Annotated in this window: 15 protein-coding genes; 13 read left to right on the top strand and 2 right to left on the bottom strand. The window is 34.3% G+C overall.

Annotation, left to right across the window (positions count from 1 at the left end):
• Positions 1–56: 56 nt before the first annotated feature.
• The 8 genes from BLQ66_RS04170 (at position 57) to BLQ66_RS04205 (ending at position 7692) form a co-directional block, all read left to right on the top strand.
• Positions 57–764 carry a LytR/AlgR family response regulator transcription factor gene (locus BLQ66_RS04170; protein WP_074521089.1) on the top strand — a complete coding sequence of 236 codons (708 nt, stop codon included), beginning with the start codon at positions 57–59 and terminating at the stop codon, positions 762–764.
• The gene (locus tag BLQ66_RS04175; protein ID WP_074521090.1) at positions 743–1975 is read left to right on the top strand and encodes a sensor histidine kinase; all 1233 of its coding nucleotides are present in this window, start codon (positions 743–745) and stop codon (positions 1973–1975) included. Before BLQ66_RS04170 ends, BLQ66_RS04175 begins: the two co-directional genes overlap by 22 nt.
• A 127-nt stretch (positions 1976–2102) precedes the next feature.
• Positions 2103–2867, top strand: a complete 765-nt coding sequence (locus BLQ66_RS04180; RefSeq protein ID WP_074521091.1) for a hypothetical protein — start codon at positions 2103–2105, stop codon at positions 2865–2867.
• A gap of 18 nt (positions 2868–2885) precedes the next feature.
• On the top strand, positions 2886–3737 hold the full coding sequence (locus BLQ66_RS04185) for a hypothetical protein (RefSeq protein ID WP_074521092.1): 852 nt from the start codon (positions 2886–2888) through the stop codon (positions 3735–3737).
• Position 3738: 1 nt separating this feature from the next.
• Positions 3739–4038 carry a hypothetical protein gene (locus BLQ66_RS04190; protein WP_074521093.1) on the top strand — a complete coding sequence of 100 codons (300 nt, stop codon included), beginning with the start codon at positions 3739–3741 and terminating at the stop codon, positions 4036–4038.
• Positions 4039–4166: 128 nt separating this feature from the next.
• Positions 4167–4943: a hypothetical protein gene (locus BLQ66_RS04195; protein ID WP_074521094.1), complete on the top strand. Its 777-nt coding sequence runs from the start codon at positions 4167–4169 to the stop codon at positions 4941–4943.
• A 35-nt stretch (positions 4944–4978) separates the two neighbouring features.
• Positions 4979–5779, top strand: a complete 801-nt coding sequence (locus BLQ66_RS04200) for a hypothetical protein (protein WP_074521095.1) — start codon at positions 4979–4981, stop codon at positions 5777–5779.
• A 194-nt stretch (positions 5780–5973) separates the two neighbouring features.
• Positions 5974–7692 (top strand): carbon starvation CstA family protein, encoded by a 1719-nt coding sequence (locus BLQ66_RS04205; RefSeq protein WP_074521096.1) that lies wholly within the window; start codon positions 5974–5976, stop codon positions 7690–7692.
• 171 nt (positions 7693–7863) lie between these two features.
• On the opposite strand, the gene BLQ66_RS04210 is transcribed toward BLQ66_RS04205, so the two are convergent.
• Positions 7864–8823 carry a bifunctional 4-hydroxy-2-oxoglutarate aldolase/2-dehydro-3-deoxy-phosphogluconate aldolase gene (locus BLQ66_RS04210; protein ID WP_074521097.1) on the bottom strand — a complete coding sequence of 320 codons (960 nt, stop codon included), beginning with the start codon at positions 8821–8823 and terminating at the stop codon, positions 7864–7866.
• A 237-nt stretch (positions 8824–9060) separates the two neighbouring features.
• Here BLQ66_RS04210 and BLQ66_RS04215 point away from each other — a divergent pair, with 237 nt between their 5' ends.
• The 5 genes from BLQ66_RS04215 to gltA all read left to right on the top strand — a co-directional run bounded on the left by BLQ66_RS04215 (position 9061) and on the right by gltA (position 19830).
• Positions 9061–10158, top strand: a complete 1098-nt coding sequence (locus tag BLQ66_RS04215; protein WP_074521098.1) for a sugar kinase — start codon at positions 9061–9063, stop codon at positions 10156–10158.
• Between the two features lie 295 nt (positions 10159–10453).
• A complete protein-coding gene (locus BLQ66_RS04220) occupies positions 10454–14344 on the top strand; it encodes an Ig-like domain-containing protein (RefSeq protein ID WP_074521099.1) in 3891 nt (1296 codons plus the stop codon).
• 1024 nt (positions 14345–15368) lie between these two features.
• Positions 15369–16985 (top strand): chitobiase/beta-hexosaminidase C-terminal domain-containing protein, encoded by a 1617-nt coding sequence (locus tag BLQ66_RS04225; RefSeq protein WP_074521100.1) that lies wholly within the window; start codon positions 15369–15371, stop codon positions 16983–16985.
• Positions 16986–17511: 526 nt separating this feature from the next.
• On the top strand, positions 17512–18402 hold the full coding sequence (locus BLQ66_RS04230) for a sulfide/dihydroorotate dehydrogenase-like FAD/NAD-binding protein (RefSeq protein WP_074521101.1): 891 nt from the start codon (positions 17512–17514) through the stop codon (positions 18400–18402).
• A gap of 42 nt (positions 18403–18444) precedes the next feature.
• Entirely contained in the window at positions 18445–19830 is a 1386-nt protein-coding gene (gene gltA / locus BLQ66_RS04235) for an NADPH-dependent glutamate synthase (protein WP_027431803.1), read from the top strand.
• 746 nt (positions 19831–20576) lie between these two features.
• Here the strand turns inward: gltA and BLQ66_RS04240 are convergent.
• Positions 20577–21236, bottom strand: coding sequence for a thiamine diphosphokinase (locus BLQ66_RS04240; protein WP_083330268.1), 660 nt, complete (start codon positions 21234–21236; stop codon positions 20577–20579).
• Between the last annotated feature and the right edge of the window lie 30 nt (positions 21237–21266).

The following is a 21266-nucleotide window of genomic DNA, read 5'->3' on the forward strand; positions in this document are numbered from 1 at the left end:
TAAAATATATTTGTAATAATTAAAATATATATATTAATCTAATATGTGGGACTTAGATGAGACTAGCTGTGTGTGATGATGAAAGATCATTTATAGATGAATTTAGTTCAATAATGGAACAATTGAAACTAAAGTTAAATGATATATATGATATAGATTATTTTACAGAAGCTTCTGAATTGATAAGTGAATTAAAGAATGGGGAGAAGTATGATTTAATATGTTTGGACATTTGTATGCCGGATTATACAGGACTAGAAATTGGAAAATTTATTAGGGATATTTTAAAAGATGATGTATGTCAGCTTGTGTTTATTTCTTCAGAGACTCAATATGCTCTTGAACTTTTTAAACTTAGACCGATGGATTTTATTATAAAACCTATTACAAAAGAAAAACTATCATCAGTTATAGAAATTGCTGAAAGATTAATTAATAATAATCATAGAATTTTTGAATACAGTTTTAATTCTATGAATTTTAAAATTGCTTTGAGTAGCATTATGTATTTTTCAAGCGAAGCAAGAAAAATAGTAATTCATACAAAAGATGAAAATTATGAATTTTATGATAACTTGAAAAGAATTGAAAATGAATTGGATAAATATAATTTTTTTAGGATTCATCAATCATTTATTGTTAATGCGGTTTATATTAGCAGAGTTAAATCAAACGAAATAATTCTTTTGAATAATGAAGTATTACCAGTAAGTAGAAGCAGAAAGGATGAAGTAAAAAAATTATGTTTTATGAATTATCTTTAAATCTATTATTCTTCTTAGTACAATTAAATATTTTATATGAAATCCTAGGGTTCTCCTTTAATATAAGATTAGATATAAAAAGAGATTTTTTAAGAATATTTACAACTATTGTTATCGGGTTAAATGTAATTCTTTATTATAGAAAGCTTGCGATGATGGTAATTGCAAGTGTATTTGTATTAATAATATTAAGTATTCAGGATTATAAGTATTGGAGAGATTATTGGAAAAAAATCGTACTGTATGCTGTATATTTTACTTTAATTCATATTGTTGTATTTGTTATAAATGGCATGACTATAGATACTTTTTACTATCTTTATATAGTAATTATTGAGTATGCTTTGTTAAAAATAATTATTTATATTCAATCAGAAAAATATAATTCTTATGAGTGTTTTTCTTTTGTGATAACATCAGTCATAGTAATGTGCTCTGCTTTTTTTATTGATACAAAAATAATTAATCAATCACAAGAAAAAATTATTTTATTTATTCTTTTACTATTTTCATATTTTATTTTTTATCTTTTGCATAAAAAAGAACTTAGAAAAAATGATATTAGTTTATTGAATGATAATCTAAAAAATTATAGAAGACAATTAGATGATATAAAGAAATCTAATAGTTATTTAAAATCTGTAAAACATGATTTAAATAATCATTTGTTGATTATAAAAAAATTAGCAGGAGATAATGATAAATTAAAAAAATATTTGAATAATATAGATGCTATTGTTGATTGTAATAATTCCTATCTAGACACTGGTAATCTAGAAATAGATATGATAATAAACAGTAAATTATCGATTATGAAGGAGAATGATATTGATTTTAATTATGAAGTAATTATACCTAATGATTTGAATATTAATTCCTTTGATTTTGTTATTATTTTGGCTAATTTATTAGACAATGCCATCACAGCTTCTATTGAATGTGAGAAACCTGCTATAGATATTATAATTAGATATCAAATGGGTTTGATATATATAGAAGTAAAAAATAGTTGCGCATTATCGAATGACTTTACTTATGATTTATTAAAAGAATCAGATTTACATTTTTTTAAAACCAGTAAAAAGAATAGCATTGAACATGGAATTGGTCTGAAAAATGTATACTACACTGTGAAAAAATACAATGGTTCAATGTCAGTAGAAAGATATAGCGATAAATTTACTACTAGGATTTATATGGAGGATATCTAAATATGTAAAAAATTACATGAAAGAGGATGTTTTTTACAGATTAATAATGTTTAAAGAATAATATGATATTTTTTTTATAGATAAATTCTGGCTAATGTATAGGAGGTTTATATTTATAGAGGTTGGTATGAATAAAATAGTTAGAATATCGTTAATAATTATCTTAATTGTTTCTGTATTAGTTTTTGTGTTTAATACTTTTGAAAAGTATTTTAAGGAAGATACAAATGTGAATGAGATAAATCAAGAAAACATTGAATTAAACTTTGATTATAAGAATTCGATTGTTGATTATTATAGCAATCCGGTGAAAGACATGGGAGAGAAAAACTATAAGGCTTATCAAGAAAAACTAATGGGGGAAGATGTTTATGTTTGTTATAGCTTAGAAAGCCCGGAGGAAAAAGGCTATTCGGATTATAAGTACTATCCAGTTAGAATTAATATAACAGATTATGAGATAGTGGATAGTTATGATGGGAAAATAGATGAAAAGTGGGTTGATATCTCGGATTATGATAAGTTTATGTTGGTTAACATTGAAATAACAAATCTTTATGATAAAGATAGATTATATGTATTATCAGTTAATGAAGTTATTCACTATTTGGAAGGTACTGAATTAGATCGTTATTCTTTGATAGCATATAATTTTGAAGATAATAGGCCATATTTTTATAGGAAAGATATTAAGGAAACTATGAAAAATAATGGTCAATATTATTATGGAGAAATAATATTGAAGGCTAATGAAACTGTCAAATTGCAAGCGGTAATGGCTTATAGAGGTGGAGATTATAATTTCAATATTGGAGAGTGGGTAGTAGAACATAGACTTTTTGGTGAACGTGCGAATTCTAATTACAAGATTTATTTGTATAAACAAGAGTAGATAATGGGGAGGCTTATTATGAGAGAAATTATGAAAATAGAATTAAAAAGGGCGTTTATAAATACAAAATTCTATATTGTAGTTTTTGTAAGCACTATTTTTGCAATAGGCTCTTTTTTTACGACTCCAGGATTTACAATAGCAAAGAATTGGTTTTTATATATGAATGGAGATTTGGATGCTAGTTATATAATAGAAAAATGCGATTATAGTGATGTTGCGATAGAAATATGGATGCCTAATTATGGTGCTTCAAGCAAATTCTATTTTTTATGGTTAATAATTCTTCCTCTTTTATGCATAATTCCATATGGCATTACATATATAGAGGATAAAAGTAGCGGATTAATTAATCAATATATTATTAAGATAGGTAAAGGAAAGTATTACGTTTCTAAGTTTATTACCTTGTTTATATCTGGTGGGACAATAGCAACTCTTCCCTTATTTATAAACCTAATTATATGCAGTATGGCACTTCCGTTTGGTCTACCAGTAAGATCGACACAGTTTTACCCGGTAAAAGAGTACAACCTTTTTAGCAATCTTTATTATCAAAATATAGTTGTTTATCTAATGCTATATTTTTTGATTTACTTTGTAGTATACGGTTTGATAACATGTTTGGCATTAGCTTTTGTTTATTTTGAGGAAAACAAATATATGCTTTTGCTTGTACCGTTTATTATTTATTTTTCAGAACACGTTATTATTTCGTTTGGATTTAATCGATATGATACATCATTATTACTTGCTACAAACATAATTAATCTAAGATATGAAAATATTTTGTTTTACTTGCTACAAATAATAGTTCTTTTCTTATTTGATTTTTTGTTTTTCTTTAGAATTAGAAGGGATGTAATTTAGTATGAAAAAGGTATTGAAGATAATAGTTGTTATTATTTGCTTCTTGGTTATTGCAAGAATCGCATATGTAAATATAGCTTATCCGGCAGCTGATATTAAAATAATAGACGAAGATGAAATATTTGATTTAAAAAATTTCAGCTTAAGGCTGAAGGAATATGATATTTATTCTAAAGAAGAATGGAAACAAAAATTAGAAAATGAAAATATTGAATTAGAAGAAGAAAAATACAATGTCATTTATAATATGAATCTAAAAACGGTTTTGCTGGAAATGGAGATTATAGGTTTTATCTTTTAAGTAATAAGGTACATATAATGATATTTACTGCGGTAATAGCATTATTAATATTATTGATAAATTCTATAATTTATGCTAAGAAAGATTTTTATAATTAAAAGGATGTTTATAAAAAGGATGTTTATAAAATGAAAAAAAGAATTCTATTTACATTGTCTTTAACAGTATTTATTACAATAAATGCCTTATTTAGGTTCTTTATTGATGAAAAAGTAAGTGGAGTTAATAGTTGTCTTATTGATGGAATTTTTACTTGGTCTGTTAACAGATTTCTAATTCTTGGATTAATACCAATGATGGTATATTGGTATTTTATTGAAGAATCAAATCAAGATAATAATATTAATATAATAATAAGAAGAAAAGATAGATTCGAAATTTGGCTAGAGGAGTCTAGAAAAATCTTATCATTATGTTTTTTTTCATTTTTATTCGATATATTTATAAGTTTTTTATTTGGCATTATTTTTAATGGAATAAATAGTAATTATTCTAATCTATCTGGAGATGCATTTTTAAAACACAGTTATTTAGGAATTAGCTGTTTTGAAAAACTAAATACTACAGTTTGTCCTAAATTGAATATTGTAAATGTTGTAGCTTTTATTGTAATAAATTTGCTTCAGATATTTTTGCTGGTAATAGTTGCAAATGCAGTTAGATGGTTAATATCGACTGTAGTATCATATGTGTGCCTTTTTGGATTTTGTGGACTAATTGGTGTAAATTTTGCAGCAAAATTTTATGGATTGTCGGATTTAGGAATAAAAAGTTCAAATGGTGATTATTATTATGAAATATTAAAAAAAGATATATATTTACAAAAAATATTTGTTGAAATTGTATTTATTTCTATAGTTTTTTTAATAGTAAAAATTTTTATAAATAGGAAAAATTTTATTTAAATAAAACAATATAGTGATTACTTAGAGGTGATTAGATGTTAACTTTGGTAAAATACGAAATAGTTCAGATGAATAGAAGAAAGGATAAGTATATCCTTTTTTTGATTCTAATAATTATGGCTGCATATTATATGAAGATGAAAGTGACTTCATATATGATGGTATTTTATCCAGAGAGTTTTAAAGGGGTTGGAGTACTAGATATTATATTGTATATCTTTTCTGGAGCGAGTAAAAGCTTTTTGATTTTTAGCAAAAACGTAGAGCTTCCTATTAGTTATTTGATTTATTTGGTTTATATGAGTGTTATGACTTATTGCATTTTCGATGGAAAAAATGACAATAATATTGTCTTAAAAATTGGTTCAAAGAAGAAATGGCTATTTAGCAAGTTAATTATTTCATTTATAAATCTAGTACTTTATTATTTTATGGTATTGGTTGTGGCTATGTTTATAACCAAATTTAATTTTGATTATAATGAAATTGCAGACACGTCAATTTTAAAATTAGATTATTATAATACTAGATATATAGATATTTATTTACTTCTATTATGTTCTTTTTTAACATCATTAGCAATTATGATGATACAGATATTTTTAGTTATTACAGTAAATGAATTTGTAGCATTAATAGCAACTTTATCTATTTATGTGTTCTCTATGTTTAATTGTACTTATTTATTTATTGCAAATGCCACAATGCTAACAAGATCAAATTTATTTTTAAAATCAGGTTTGGAATTTAATTCTTTTATTTTGATAGATTTCGTTATAATAGTAGTTTCCTTAGTATTAACAATAATGATGTTAAATAAAAAAGACTTTTTATAGTTTTATGATTTTTATGAACTGTAATAATAAAAAATAAAAAAAGTTCTTGACTTTAAAGCGATGAAGTCGTAACCTTATTAATAACTTGTATGACAATATTAGGGAGTTGTCATACAACGAAACACTTTACTTAATTTATTACTGTGTGTCTTGTGATATTTAAGAAGTGGAGAATATAAGGGAGGAAAATGTATATGAACAGTCTAGTAATTCTAGCTATTGCAGTTGTTGCTCTTTTGCTTGGTTATACTCTTTATGGTAGATTCCTTGCAAAGAAGTGGGGCATCGATCCTAAGAAAAAAACACCTGCATATGAGTATGAAGACGGAAAAGATTACGTACCATCTTCAAAGTTAACAGTTTTTGCACATCAATTTTCATCAATTGCAGGAGCAGGCCCTGTGCAAGGACCAATACTTGCTGCAATGTTTGGATGGGTTCCAGTACTAATTTGGCTTTTAGTAGGAGGAATCTTCTTTGGTGCAGTACAAGATTTTGGTGCACTTTATGCATCAGTAAAAAATGAGGGTAAGTCAATTGGACTTATTATTGAAAAATATATTGGAAAAGTAGGTAGAAGATTTTTCTCATTATTTGAATGGCTCTTTACATTACTTGTAATTGCAGCATTTACATCAATGGTATCTTCAACATTTAACGGCTTTAAAGAAACTACTGAAGGCACAGTTAAAAACTTCAACGGTGCATCAGCAGCTACAATTTCAATGTTATTTATCTTTGTAGCAATTGCCTTTGGTATCTTTAATAAATTTGTAAAAATAAGACAAGAAGCAGTAAAGTCAGTTATTGCCATTGTACTTGTGGTTGCAATGTTTGCAGTAGGTATGCAGTTACCAATTTACCTTAATGCAAGTCAGTGGAATTTAGTAATTATGGTTTATCTTTTTGCGGCAGCAGTAATGCCAATGTGGTTACTTATGCAGCCAAGAGATTATCTTACAACATTTATGTTAGTAGCAATGGTTTTATCAGCATTTGTAGGTGTAATTATTGCACATCCTAGCATGAATCTTAATAGCTTTAATGGCTTTACAGTTACTTCAGCATCAGGATCTGTAAGCTATTTATTCCCTACACTTTTTGTAACTATTGCTTGTGGCGCTGTTTCAGGTTTCCACAGCCTCGTATCATCAGGAACATCATCAAAGACAATATCTAATGAAAAAGACATGTTATTCGTTGGATATGGCGCTATGATCCTTGAGACATTACTTGGTGTTATTTCACTTATTATTGTAGGTGCAGTAGCAGTAAATGGTGGCGTTCCAGCAGGCCTTACACCATTCCAGATTTTCTCTGCAGGTGTTGCAGGCTTCCTTGAAAAGTTTGGAATTCCTAATACCGTTGCAAATGTATTTATGACAATGTGCGTTTCTGCACTTGCCCTTACAAGTCTTGACTCAGTTGCAAGAATTGGACGTATGGCATTCCAGGAATTATTCCAGACAGAGAATGAAGAAAAGTCTATAGTAGAAAAGATTTGTACAAACCAGTATTTTTCAACAGTAATCACACTTGTTCTTGGCTACCTTCTTTGCCTTGGTGGTTATGAAAATGTATGGGCTCTCTTTGGTTCAGCAAATCAGATGTTAGCAGCATTAGTACTTATTGGTATTGCAGTATTCTTAAAGGCTACAGGAAGAAAGCATAAGATGTTACTTCCTCCAATGCTTATTATGTTTGCAGTAACATTTAGCGCAATTATCTTAAATGTAAAGGGAAATATTGAAAGCTTTGTAGCAGGTAAGGGAACATTCCTTGTAAATGGATTACAGCTTATTGTAGCAGCTTTCCTTATTGTACTTGGCGTATTAGTATTAGTAACTTGTCTTAAGACTTTAATTAAGACAAAGAGCGAAACAGATACAAATAGCAATCAAAACGTTGCCTAGCTGCATATAATGTTTGCCTTAAGGCATGCTCACTAATTTAATAATAAGAAAAAAGCTTATAAAAAAGAAAAAGCTTGTGAATTATGATAAATATAATTCACAAGCTTTTTTATGTATTAAATTTACCTAGTAATCAATTAGCCTAGATAACATTTTTACAAAAATAATAAATTACTTTGTTGCAAGATGAATTGCATATCCTCCAAATTCACCTTCAAGGTAAATAGCCTTAAATACGCCTTCCTTAACAACTCTAGAAGCCTCTTCAAACTTGAAGCCTCTCTTTTCTAAGTGGTAAACAGCTCTATCCATGTAATTTGTAGAAATAGCAATATGACCATGAGTACCACGACCTGGCTTCTTCATGATTTCAAATGCAGTATCAGAAAAGATTGAGCTATTGCCATTCTTAGGTTCGAAGTTAAATACCTTCTTAAATGTATCAGCAAGTTCAAATGCCTCTTCTTCGTTAGCCATATTAACACCAACGTGCTTAATCTTTAAGTCAAGCATTGTATCAACAGCTTCACGAGTAAGTCTTGTGATTTCTTCGAAGTTACCAGCAGCAACTAAGTCCTTCTTAACCATCCAAGAACCACCGCAGCAAACAATCTTCTTAAAGTCAAGGTAAGACTTTAAGTTAGAAGCGTTAATACCACCTGTTGGCATAAACTTCATCTGTGTATATGGAGCTGACATAGCCTTGATCATAGCAAGACCACCTGCAGCTTCAGCAGGGAAGAATTTAACAACATCTAAGCCAAGTTCAATAGCAACTTCAACATCTGAAGGATTGCTTGTACCTGGGATGATAGGATATCCCTTATCGATACAGTGCTTTACAACCTTAGGATTAAGACCTGGAGATACGATAAACTTAGCACCAGCGTTCATAGCTCTATCAGCCTGCTCTGGTGTAAGTACTGTACCAGCACCAACGATCATTTCTGGGAATTCCTTAGCCATGATCTTAATAGATTCTTCTGCAGCTTCAGTTCTAAATGTAACTTCTGCACATGGAAGTCCACCATCAATTAAAGCCTTAGCAAGTGGCTTGGCATCCTTAGCATCGTCAAGTGCAATAACTGGAACGATACCAATAAGACCAAGTTCTTCAATAACCTTATTCATAATTAATCTCCTCTCGTTATAAAACGGAATTTATGGTTAATTAATCAAATTAACCCCATAAATTATAGGTTTCTAGCAATTTTTTGTCAAACAAAAGAAGGACCAAATATTAAATTTTTATTGCGAAAATTTATAATTTTTACAGTATGTTCATAAATTGCTAAAAAACTCTAGATAATTAAACTTGTTTGTGGTAAAATCTTTTAGTATTTATAAATCTTTGGGAGGTAATTAATAATGGAACTTAATTTAAGACCAGCTGAAGAATGCGCATTTGACGCTGTTTCATTAGGTGAAGTAATGCTTCGTCTTGATCCAGGTGAAGGTCGTATCCGTACAGCAAGAAACTTTAGAGCATGGGAAGGCGGCGGAGAATATAACGTAGTACGTGGTCTTCGTAGATGTTTTGGCCTTAAGACTGCTGTATTAACTGCATTTGCAGATAACGAAGTAGGTAAGCTTATGGAAGACTTCATCCTTCAGGGTGGCGTTGATACATCACTTATTTGCTGGAAGAAGACTGATGGTATCGGTCGTCTTTGCCGTAACGGTATCAACTTTACAGAAAGAGGATTTGGTATCCGTGGTGCTGTAGGTTGTTCAGATAGAGCTAACACAGCTATTTCTCAGGCTAAGCCAGAGGATTTCGATTTTGATTATATCTTTGGTACACTTGGTGTTCGTTGGTTACATACAGGCGGTATCTATGCTGCATTATCAGAGCAGTCATGTGAAACTGTACTTGCTGCAATCAAGACAGCTAAGAAGTATGGTACAATCGTATCTTACGATCTTAACTACCGTCCATCTATGTGGTCAGCTATCGGTGGCTTAGAGAAGGCTCAGGAAGTTAACAAGGAAATCGCTAAGTATGTTGATGTTATGATCGGTAACGAAGAAGACTTCACAGCTTGCTTAGGTTTCGAAATCGAAGGTAACGACGCTAACCTTAAGTCTCTTAACATCGAAGGTTACAAGAAGATGATCAACGAAGCAGTTAAGACATATCCTAACTTCAAGGCAGTAGCTACAACACTTAGAACAGTTAAGACAGCTACAGTTAACGATTGGTCAGCACTTTGCTGGGCTGGTGGAGAAATCTACAAGGCTAAGCAGTATGACGGTCTTGAAATCATGGATAGAGTTGGTGGCGGTGATTCATTCGCTTCAGGTCTTATCTATGGTCTTATGACAACAGGTGATGCAGAAACAGCTGTTAACTACGGTGCAGCTCACGGTGCATTAGCTATGACAACACCTGGTGATACAACAATGGCTTCTTGCAAGGAAGTTGAAGCTATCATGGGTGGCGCTGGCGCTAGAGTTCAGAGATAATTTAACACTTTTTGAGTGTTTTTTAGGGCATCTTTATAGATGCCCTTTTTTTAATGCTGTGAAAAATGAATCGCAGTTATTTAGACTTAGATAGATATTTGATTTCACAATAAAAGTTTCGGTCTTGATACATTTTCATAAAAAAAATTAAAACTAGGGGTTAACTTTCCTAAAATTTAGCCGATAACTTATATGAAGTGGATAAAAAGCCACTTTATTTAAGTATGAACAATTAATTAGGATATAGATTTTATTAGAAGGGGTAAGGGATTTAACCATCTAGTTAGGAGGTAGTATGAAGAAGTTTATGAGACTTAAGATGAAATGGAAGCTAACAATAGGAGCGATGTTAGCTGTAGTTTTAGTGTGGGGAGCAATCTACATTGCAATTGGTGATACAAGTGTAAGTTTAGCTCTTAATCTAAGCACCCTTTCAATCACTGAAGGAAGCACTTCAACTGCCCTTTATACATCTACATTTTCAGGAACAGATGATAATTACGTGGATACTGACGACTCCTCTCTTGATGGCTATGCCAATGTTAAAAGACTTATTTGGACCACATCTGATAGCGACGTGGTTTCTTTTGTAGATGATGACGGAGAATATCAGGAAACTATAGATAATACAATTAGACCAACTCTTTACGGGGCTAGTGCTGGTGCGGCCACAGTCACTGTTTCCTACCATTCAAGGACTTACGATGAAAATGGTGACATTGCCACAGATACTGTTGTTAAATCCGCATCTGCATCAGTATATGTACCTATTGAAGTAGAATTTTATGTAACTCGTGACGGAACAGATGTTACAGATGAAAATTACTACGAAGTCGGGGATATTATTACAATTTCAAGTAATACATCAACCTCAAATCCATTATTTATTTCAACAACAAATGATACAACAGGAAATGTAACAAGCGACGGCGTGGTTGAACTTGTTTCTTCTACTTATAATACAGCAACTCTTGAAGTAGTTGGTGGTGGTAAAACAGTAATTACTGCAAGAACTACTGATGGAGATGGTGTAACAGCTCTTTCTTCTACATTTACATGTGTAGGCGAGGTTGAATTTTATGAGGGCTCAGACTATGCTAATAGCGAAGGCCACTATATTCAGACTTTAAGCTCAGGACAAAAATACATGATTTTAGATGACACTGATTTTGAGAGCTTTACATATGAAACAGTTCCATCAAATGTAACTTATCCTTCAACTTCAGGAGTGGAATATGAAATTGCTGATACAAGCATTGCAACTGTAATTGCCGGCACAGTTTGCGGCGTGGCAGCAGGTGTTACAAAGCTTACAGCAGGAGTTACGGTTACGGATGTCAACGGAGATAGCACCTGGCTTACTTATGATACAGTAAATATTGTAGTGCCCTTTAAAAAGTTAGGAAATGAAACTACAACCCTAAATGTTGATGATCAGCTGCAACTCTACACCTCAGGTGTTACAAGTGAGGTAACTTGGTCTACTTCAGATACCTCTGTATTACAGGTTGATGCATCCACTGGCCTTGTAACAGCAACGGGCGCTGGAACTGCCATAATTTACGCCACAAGAACTCAGGATGAATTATACACAACCTATAATCAGACCTATCAGTTATTATATACAATCACTGTAATTGATGATTTTGGTCTAAGCACAACAACAGCTACCCTAAATATAGGAGATAGCTTTGATTTAAAGGCCTTAGTAACTAATGAAGTAACAGCAGATGATTTAACTTATACAATTACAAATCAGGCAAACGACGCAGGCGTTGTGCCAAGCGATGACATCGTAACTGTTTCCCAGTCAGATGATGGCGTTACATTTACAGTAACAGGCGTATCTGCCGGTACGACACATATTAAGATTATTCAAAATATTGACGGAGTTATAAAGTCTGACACCTGCGTAGTTTACGTAACAACTCCAGTTGAGGGCATTTCTATTAATCCTTCAACTATAGATATTGCAATTGGCACTACAGAAACGGTTCAGCTTGAATTTACACCGGAGAGCCCAACAAATAACACTGTTTACTGGTTTACTTCAGATAGTAGCGTAGCCACAGTAACAGGAACGAGCTACACAGCAAGCATTACAGGTGTTAGTGGTGGTAGCTGTACAATCTCAGTTATTTCTCAGGATGGCCTTTATATGGCAAGCTGTACAGTTAATGTAACCGTGGCAGTAACAGGCGTAAGCCTTAATGCTACAACGGTTTCCACAAATCTTTCTGTAGGACAGTATCAATTAGTAGCAACAGTTACACCAGCTGATACTGATGGTGTTAATACAAATGTAACTTGGACTAGCTCAGATACTAGCGTAGCAACAGTAGACGAAAATGGCTTAGTTACATTTGTATCATCAGGAAACGTAACTATCGTCTGCCAGACAGAAGAGGGTGGTTATCTTGCCATGTGTAATATAACAATAGCAATTCCTGTAGAATCCATAACTCTAAACCATACAGACGAGATTCTCTCAATTGGCGATACCTTGACAATTTCTGCCACAGTCCTTCCACAGACGGCAACAAACAGAGAGGTATCTTGGTCTTCAACAAATACAAGCGTGGCAACAGTTGATGAAAATGGCGTTGTAACAGCAGTGGCCAGTGGTAGCGCAACTATCCTTTGTCAGTCTACAGATGGAACCGCCTTAGTTGAGACCTGCGCAATTTATGTAAAGCAGCCTATTACATCAATTACTCTTACAACTACTGAAATTACTGTAAGAAAGGGACAGGTATTCTGGCTCTATGCTACAGTTCTTCCTGAAAATGCAGACAACAAAACCCTTACTTGGACTAGTGCCGATTCAGATTATGTAACAGTAGATTCAGATGGAATGGTAACAGCTGTTGAGGCAACAGACGGAGCGGCAATTACAATTACTTGTACTAATGATGATACGGGACTATATGCAACTTGTAAGGTAACAGTAACACAGCCAGTTACAGGCATCACCCTTAATTCTTCTTATCAAGAATTATGGGTAGGCTCAAAGTACGCCATTATTCCAACTATTGAGCCAACAGATGCGGAGAATAAAAATGTAACTTATCTATCAAGTGATGAATCCGTAGCCACAGTTGATGAAAATGGCGTAGTTACAGCAGTAGCTGGTGGTTCTTGTGTAATTGAGGTTACAACGGAGGAGTGTTCCCTTACGGCGGCTTGTAACATCGTAGTATTTGAATATGTATCAACGGTAAGTTTAGATCAAAGCGAATTTTATATAAACGTAGGAGATAAGAAGAAAATCAATGCCACAGTGGGGGCCGACACAGCCACTACAAAGACGGTTTCTTGGACCTCATCTAATGACTCCTATTGTAGTGTAGACTCCACAGGCTATATAACAGCTATTAGCCCTGGAAATGTAACAATTACCGCCACAGCAACAGATGGAAGTAGCGTTAGCGCTAGCTGTATTGTTCATGTGGTAAATCCTGTAACGGGAATTAGTGTAAGCCCTTCTACTTCAAGGATTTTAGTAGGGGACTCAGTAGTTTTATCAGCAAATATAAGTCCTAGTAACGCAACAGTTCAAACTGTAACCTGGACAAGTTCAGATACAAGCATTGCCACAGTAGATGAGCAAGGCGAAGTAATTGGCGTGGCAGCAGGTAAGGTTAAAATTACAGCTACTTCTACAGATGGCAATAGCGTAAAGGGCGTGGCATGGGTTTATGTCACAACCCCAATAAATATCACATCATTAAAGATTAACTCCTCTAGTATCTATATGCTAAATGGTAAATCAAGACAGCTAAGCGTCATTGTAAGACCTGTAACAAATACAGATGCCTATAGCTGGTATTCATCAGATACCGGTATTGTAACAGTTAATCAAAATGGCCTTATTACAACGGTGGGACCAGGAACTGCAGAAGTTTATGTAATGAGTGAAGGATCATCAGTTGAGGCTACTTGTACAGTTCACTCACTAGCTCTTAGCTCAACATCTATAACTCTTGAACAGTACGATAGCTACTATTTAACAGTAATTGGCAATGATGAAGAAAATACAGTCACATGGCGAAGTACAAACCCAAGAGTAGCAACTGTAAATGACGATGGAACTATTGTTGCAAGAAAGGCAGGAACTTGTACAATTAAGGCCATAGTAGACAACAAAACCCTAAATTGTGTAGTTCGTGTAACAAATTTTAGATAGTTTAAGCATACTTTATTTGAAGGACACAATTTGGACACAAAATGAAATTAACATAATATACAGATAGCAAAGTTAATTCTTTCTATCTCCCCCTCATATTTTTATTTTTTAAGGAGATGCTTGCACACGCATCTCCTTTTTTTACGCCCTGGGGGGAGGAAATGTAAGGGAAGGGCTTTCGGCTGGGGAAGTTCTACATTAGTGGCATGGGGCGCCCTTCTTTTTTTAGAGCACGCTTTCGCTAAGCTAGCAGCCTAGTAGCACTAAGCGCCTTTCCCCCTTGCGGGTGAAACTTGCTAAGTGCTAAGGCTGCTAGAATTGCCTAAAAAAAGAAGACGCCCCACTCGCCTGAACTTGTCACAGCCGAAAGCCCCCACTACGTTACCTCCCCGCTTAGGGGAAAAGTGGCGGGACGGAGGTGTGCTTTGTCTCTAGTTAAGCAAGTTGGGTATCGTTTTGGAAGCTTTTCTTAGGGGAATTTTGACTATTTCCCGGTAGTTTGTTGTTTTAAGGCACAAGACCAGGAAATTTTTCATTTTTTAAGCGGGGGCTTAAGGCTTCCTTATTAGTGAAATTTCACTATTTAACGAGAATTTATGAATTATAGCCACAATTTTTAATAAGTGTTGTAGTTGCTTATATGAGAGCTTGTGCTTATTTTTACAAGTTCTTGATAGAAAGGCACAGAAGTTAAAAGTTTTAAATCTAATCATATAAGTTTCATAAAGGGGCTTGTGCTTTTTTAATTAGAATTTACTAATCATAGCCACTTCATGTCTAAAAAATACAAAAATGAAAAATTTACTGTGTGGCTGTTTTTAGATATTTAAAGCAAGTTGGCCACAAACCACTAATCCCCAAAGGCTAGCAGTGGCTAAATCCCAGCAATTCATCGCCAAAAGGCACACAAGCCCCAAACAGCCCCTTTACGTTCCACAGCCCCTCCACCTCACTACACTTCTGTCTTGCGAAAATCCCCCATTTATGCTAAACTTAAAAAGTTAAATTCATTGGAGGAATTATTATGTCAGACAATAATAATAAGAATTTTGATAATGACTTAAATGCTAAGACACAGGTCATTAACAACAAGAGGGTAAGGGAAGAAATTAATGATTTAGAAGCCACTAAGCAGATTAATGGTGACGAGATTAGTAAGATTTTGAGTGAGAATAGCAAGAACATTGCTGATAATATAAAGGCCCTTGATAGTAACAATCAAAGATCAATTGATGAAGAGATAGAAGATTCTATTAAGAAGATGGTAGCAGAGGAAACTTCTGTTGCTAGGGCTTACATGGATTTAGGTAAAACGGAGAGCTTAAAGTATCAGCCAGATATTAAGCTAGTTGATGATGTGGATGATACTAAGATAATTAATCCTGATGATACAGTAGTTGTGCCAGAGGATAAGAAGAAAAAGCTAGATAAGAAAACTAAGTATACAATTATTGCGATTGCAGCAACAGTAGTTATTTTACTAGCAGTAATTATTAGCGTGGCAATTATTAATAACAATTCTACTAAGAAAAGCTATAGCTATAATTATGATAAAGGTATGGAATACTATAATGATGGCGATTACTCTAAGGCAACAAGTTATTTAAAGACAGCAAGCCTTACATCAAAGGGTAAGACAAATCTTGAACTTAAGATGGCTCTTTACGAGTGCTATTATAAGCTTGAAGATTATGATAGTGCCATTGAAACTTTAAAAGACATTTTATCTTATGATGATGAATATGATAAGGCGATTACAGCTCTTGCAAAGCTTTATGCAAAGCTAGAGGATGGAGAATCTCTTACAGAACTTATTAATACATATAAAGATACTTCTATGAAGAAGTATATAGAAAGTTATATTGTAAATGCACCTACAGCAAATAAAGAAGCTGGTGAGTATGATGAAGACATTGAGCTAACTCTTGAATCTTCAGATTCAGATACTACAATCTATTACACAGTTGATGGCAGTGAGCCAACAACAAAGAGCACACAATATGACGGAACAGCTATTAAGATAAGTACAGGAACTACAACAATTAAGGCAATTGCCGTTGATAATATTGGAGTTGTAAGTGATACCTTCAGCGCTGAATACATTTTAGTATATGGAAAACCAGATGCACCAGATATTTCGCCAAGTTCCGGCACATATGCACAGGGACAGGTTTTCTCTATAACTAATATTCCAGAGGGCGCTACAGCTTACTACACACTTGATGGCTCAACACCAACAACTTCAAGCACTGTCTACACTGATGAGGTAGAGCTTCCAGTTGGAAATATTGTGGTTTCAGCAATTATTGTTAGCGAACATGAGCAGACAAGCTCAGTGACAAAGAGAAATTACGTGATAAGTGCCAGTGCTTCATATACTAGAGCAGAGTGCCTTTCATTTTTACAGGACAAGCTAGTAAATAAGGGCGTACTTACATCCTCAACTAAGCTAGCCAATGGCAATGCTGCCGACTTTAGCTATGTTTCGAATACACAGGTAGATAGCATATCTATGTACATTTTCAAGTTAATAGACAAGCAGACTTCACAGGTGATTGGCACTTACGGAGTTTCTATTAATTACGGTACTGTCTACATTATTTCAGGCTCTGAAGGTAGCTATAGTTCTAGCGTACTTTAGTTTTGTAAGAAGAGTTTTGAACGCAGTGTAAGCAATCCCCCGCTTTAAAAGCGTAAGCTTTAAGCGGGGGTATAAAGCTTACTAGTGTCAGAAGGGGTTAAAGCCCCTTCTGACAAGTGGCACAAAGTGCCACTGCGTTCATGAGGAAGTAGCGAAGCGGATTCCGAATGTCCGCTTTACTAAAAAGGACATGAAAGATTTTTGAAAGAATGAGACATTTTCTTTTGAAAGAATGAGACATTTTCCCTTTGAAAATGTAAAACTAAATAAAGCTTAAATTAGACCATGAGTTTTACTAAATCATACATTTAATCAATGTTTGACCATTTTGTAATTCTTATGGTCTTTTTGTTTAAAAGTTTGCTAACTAGACAAAGGTTTTTTATTGAAATGGAACAAAAAAATAGTTGATTTCATTTGACACAAACTTAACAATTAGTTAAAATTATAAATGGTAGTAAATGAGAAGTTTTATCAACTTTCCATTGAGCTTATTATGAGAAAATTTAGGAAAGGGGTACAAATTATGTACAAGATTCTTAAGGCCGAAAATATAGCGGATAAGATTTATCTAATGGATGTAGAAGCTCCAAGAGTGGCATCCCATTGTGAACCTGGCCAGTTCGTAATTGTAAAGATGGATGAGAAGGGAGAAAGAATACCTCTTACAATTTGTGATTACGATAGAGAAAAGGGTACAATTACAATCGTATTCCAGACAGTTGGTGCATCTACAGAGAAGATGGCTAAATTAAAGGCAGGAGATTCTTTCCAGGATTTTGTAGGTCCACTTGGCCGCCCATCTGAAATGGTTGAGGAAGATTTAGAAGAATTAAAGAAAAAGAAGATCGTATTTGTAGCAGGTGGTGTTGGTACTGCGCCTGTATTCCCACAGGTTAAGTGGTTATATGCTCATGGTATTGAGTGTGATGTTATCGTTGGTGCTAAGAATAAGGATTTAATCATCTTAGAGGACGAGTTAAGAGCAATTGCAGGGGACAATTTATACATCACAACAGATGACGGTAGCTATGTCAGAAAGGGCATGGGTACTGACGTATTAAAGGATTTAGTTAACAATCAGGGTAAGAAGTATGATAGATGTATTGCTATTGGACCACTTATCATGATGAAATTCGTATGTCTCCTTACAAAGGAATTAGGAATTCCTACAATAGTTTCTATGAACCCAATTATGGTAGATGGAACAGGTATGTGTGGCGCATGTCGTCTTCAGGTTGGAGATGAGATTAAATTTGCTTGTGTTGATGGACCAGAATTTGATGGTCATTTAGTAGATTTTGATCAGGCAATGAAGAGACAGCAGACATATAAGACAGAAGAAGGTAGAGCAATGCTTAAGCTTATTGAAGGTGATACTCACCACGGTGGTTGCGGACATTGCAGTAACGACTAATTTGTCAGATTGATATAGAAACACTATTATTGGAGGTTAAATATGGACGTAATGAAGAAAGTTCCAGTTAGAGAGCAAGATCCTAACGTTAGAAATAAGAATTTTGATGAAGTATGTCTTGGCTATAATTTAGAAGAAGCTAAGGCTGAAGCAAGCAGATGTTTAAACTGTAAGAATGCTAGATGTATCCAGGGCTGTCCTGTATCAATTAACATTCCTAAGTTTATTGCAGAAGTTAAGGAAGGCAATATTGCAGAAGCTTATAACGTAATTAGCGAATCTTCAGCACTTCCAGCTGTTTGTGGTAGAGTTTGCCCACAGGAATCACAGTGCGAAGGCGTTTGTGTAAGAGGTATTAAGGGCGAGTCAGTTTCAATCGGTAAGTTAGAGAGATTCGTAGCTGACTGGGCTAGAGAAAATGGCATTACACCTAAGGGTGCAGATAAGAAGAATGGCAAGAAGGTAGCTGTTATTGGTTCAGGTCCTTCAGGCCTTACATGTGCAGGTGACCTTGCAAAGCTTGGTTATGATGTAACAATTTTTGAAGCTCTTCATGAAGCCGGCGGCGTTTTAGTTTACGGTATTCCAGAATTCCGTTTACCAAAGCAGACTGTTGTGGCAGCAGAAGTTGAGAATGTTAAGAAGCTTGGCGTAAAGATTGAAACTAACGTAGTTATTGGTCGTTCAATGACAATTGATCAGTTATTAAATGATGAAGGTTTCGATGCAGTTTACATCGGTTCCGGTGCTGGTCTTCCAAGATTTATGGGTATCCCTGGTGAAAATGCTAACGAAGTATTTTCAGCTAACGAATACCTTACAAGAAGTAACTTAATGAAGGCTTTCGATGATGAATATGATACTCCAATTGCTAGATTTAAGAAGGTTGCAGTAGTTGGTGGCGGTAACGTTGCTATGGATGCTGCAAGAACAGCTCTTAGACTTGGCGCTGAAGTACATGTAATTTATAGACGTTCCCTTGAAGAACTTCCAGCAAGAGCTGAAGAAGTACATCATGCTAAGGAAGAGGGAATCATCTTTGACTTATTACAGAACCCAACAGAGATCCTTACAGATGACAAGGGTAATGTAACAGGTATCAAGGTTATTAAGATGGAACTTGGCGAGCCAGATGAATCAGGCAGAAGAAGACCAATCGAAATCCCAGGCTCAGAATATGAGATGGATGTAGATGCAGTTATCATGTCTCTTGGTACATCTCCAAACCCACTTATTTCATCAACAACTAAGGGCCTTGAGATTAATAAGAGAAAATGTATCGTAGCCGAAGAAGAAACAGGTAAGACTTCAAAGACAGCAGTATATGCTGGTGGTGATGCCGTAACAGGTGCAGCTACAGTAATCCTTGCAATGGGTGCTGGTAAGGCAGGCGCAAAGGGTATCCACGAATTCTTATCAAACAACTAGATTATAATTGTAGGCGCAATTCATATATGAGAGGTGTGGCGAAAGCCGCACCTCTTTTTTGTTTGAACGCAGTGTAAGCAATCCCCCGCTTCAAAAGCGTAAGCTTTAAGCGGGGGTATAAAGCTTACTAGTGTCAGAAGGGGTTAAAACCCCTTCTGACAAGTGGCACAAAGTGCCACTGCGTTCATGAGGAAGTAGCGAAGCGGATTCCGAATGTCCGCTTTACAAGTGGGGGAGTTAAAAGCAAGTGAGTGCGGCCGCTGAGTTGGAAAAAACTTTTCGGGCTTCCTGTGCCTAGAAACCCTAATTACCATGAGAAAAAGCACAGAATAGAGCTCATAGGAAGAAATCAAGGAGACTTATAGGAAGTGAATTGTGCCTGTAAATTAGTAAAATTTCTTATTTAAGCACAGAAATCAAAAAAACTTCCGGCAGCTATAAAATTTCCTGTGACTTTTTTTCTAGCAAGCTGCAATTAAGGCACAGGATTCAAATAATGCTAGGAGAGTAAATAAAAAACTTGTGCTTTAATCTCGCAATATTGCAATTTACGGGCACAATGAGCTTTAAGAAATTAGAATTGAAAGATTTAGTGTGTGGCTATTTTTAGTTAATATTGATAAGTTGGCCACTCCCCACTAATTAAAAAGCTTAGAACTTTTAAAACCCTCAAGGTTTCAAAGCTCTAAGCTTCCTTAATTTCAATTATCTATTTCCTTTAATTTACGGTCTCATTACAATCCTTGTTAATCCCTAGCCTCCACAACAATGGCAATGCCTTCAAAAACTGTAATCACACCTTCATCTGCGCTTATCTCATTACTTTGAGTAAGGCTAAGACCTGTCTTTACCTCACACTTTTCAAGAGGATAGTAAAAACCTTCTAAGCTAATTAACATCTTATCGCCTAAAGGCTGGAGTGAGACGTAATCGCCGTATTGTTCTGATTTTCTAATGATGTGTTTTTCGCCCTCAGCCACTAAATAAATCTTATTGTGGGGGTCCACAATCTCAGCGCTTATATCTAAATCTAGCAAAGCCTTAAGATTTCCAATGGATGTAAGGCTGTGATCAAGTCTGCTGCCTGTGGCTCCAAGAATTGTAATATGTCTTGGAGATAGCTTAATTGCTGTAATTAAAGCTAGGTGAGTGTCAGTGTAGTCCTTTTCTCTTGGATAAGTCTTAATATCAAAACCCTTAAAATACTCTAAAACCTCAGGGTCTACAGAGTCATAGTCTCCAAGAATAAAGTTTGGCACAAGACCTAAATTCTTTATGTGTGAAAGACCGCTGTCAGCGGCAATAATATAGTCGTAATTATTATCCTTTAAAAAGGATTTAGCCCAGTCAATATCTAGACTTCCGCCAGTTACTATTAAAAGCTTGTCTATGTAGTCAGTTTGCATTAAAGTGTCCTCTTTTGCTAAATATTTTCT

Origin of the sequence: Lachnospira pectinoschiza (assembly GCF_900103815.1) — a bacterium.
GTDB classification, from domain to species: domain Bacteria; phylum Bacillota; class Clostridia; order Lachnospirales; family Lachnospiraceae; genus Lachnospira; species Lachnospira pectinoschiza_B.

Excerpts from the sequence above, each read along its gene's own strand:
- BLQ66_RS04170 (WP_074521089.1), top strand. The coding sequence starts at position 57 with ATGAGACTAGCTGTGTGTGATGATGAAAGATCATTTATAGATGAATTT.
- BLQ66_RS04175 (WP_074521090.1), top strand. The coding sequence starts at position 743 with ATGTTTTATGAATTATCTTTAAATCTATTATTCTTCTTAGTACAATTA.
- BLQ66_RS04180 (WP_074521091.1), top strand. The coding sequence starts at position 2,103 with ATGAATAAAATAGTTAGAATATCGTTAATAATTATCTTAATTGTTTCT.
- BLQ66_RS04185 (WP_074521092.1), top strand. The coding sequence starts at position 2,886 with ATGAGAGAAATTATGAAAATAGAATTAAAAAGGGCGTTTATAAATACA.
- BLQ66_RS04190 (WP_074521093.1), top strand. The coding sequence starts at position 3,739 with ATGAAAAAGGTATTGAAGATAATAGTTGTTATTATTTGCTTCTTGGTT.
- BLQ66_RS04195 (WP_074521094.1), top strand. The coding sequence starts at position 4,167 with ATGAAAAAAAGAATTCTATTTACATTGTCTTTAACAGTATTTATTACA.
- BLQ66_RS04200 (WP_074521095.1), top strand. The coding sequence starts at position 4,979 with ATGTTAACTTTGGTAAAATACGAAATAGTTCAGATGAATAGAAGAAAG.
- BLQ66_RS04205 (WP_074521096.1), top strand. The coding sequence starts at position 5,974 with ATGAACAGTCTAGTAATTCTAGCTATTGCAGTTGTTGCTCTTTTGCTT.
- BLQ66_RS04210 (WP_074521097.1), bottom strand. The coding sequence starts at position 8,823 with ATGAATAAGGTTATTGAAGAACTTGGTCTTATTGGTATCGTTCCAGTT.
- BLQ66_RS04215 (WP_074521098.1), top strand. The coding sequence starts at position 9,061 with ATGGAACTTAATTTAAGACCAGCTGAAGAATGCGCATTTGACGCTGTT.
- BLQ66_RS04220 (WP_074521099.1), top strand. The coding sequence starts at position 10,454 with ATGAAGAAGTTTATGAGACTTAAGATGAAATGGAAGCTAACAATAGGA.
- BLQ66_RS04225 (WP_074521100.1), top strand. The coding sequence starts at position 15,369 with ATGTCAGACAATAATAATAAGAATTTTGATAATGACTTAAATGCTAAG.
- BLQ66_RS04230 (WP_074521101.1), top strand. The coding sequence starts at position 17,512 with ATGTACAAGATTCTTAAGGCCGAAAATATAGCGGATAAGATTTATCTA.
- gltA (WP_027431803.1), top strand. The coding sequence starts at position 18,445 with ATGGACGTAATGAAGAAAGTTCCAGTTAGAGAGCAAGATCCTAACGTT.
- BLQ66_RS04240 (WP_083330268.1), bottom strand. The coding sequence starts at position 21,236 with ATGCAAACTGACTACATAGACAAGCTTTTAATAGTAACTGGCGGAAGT.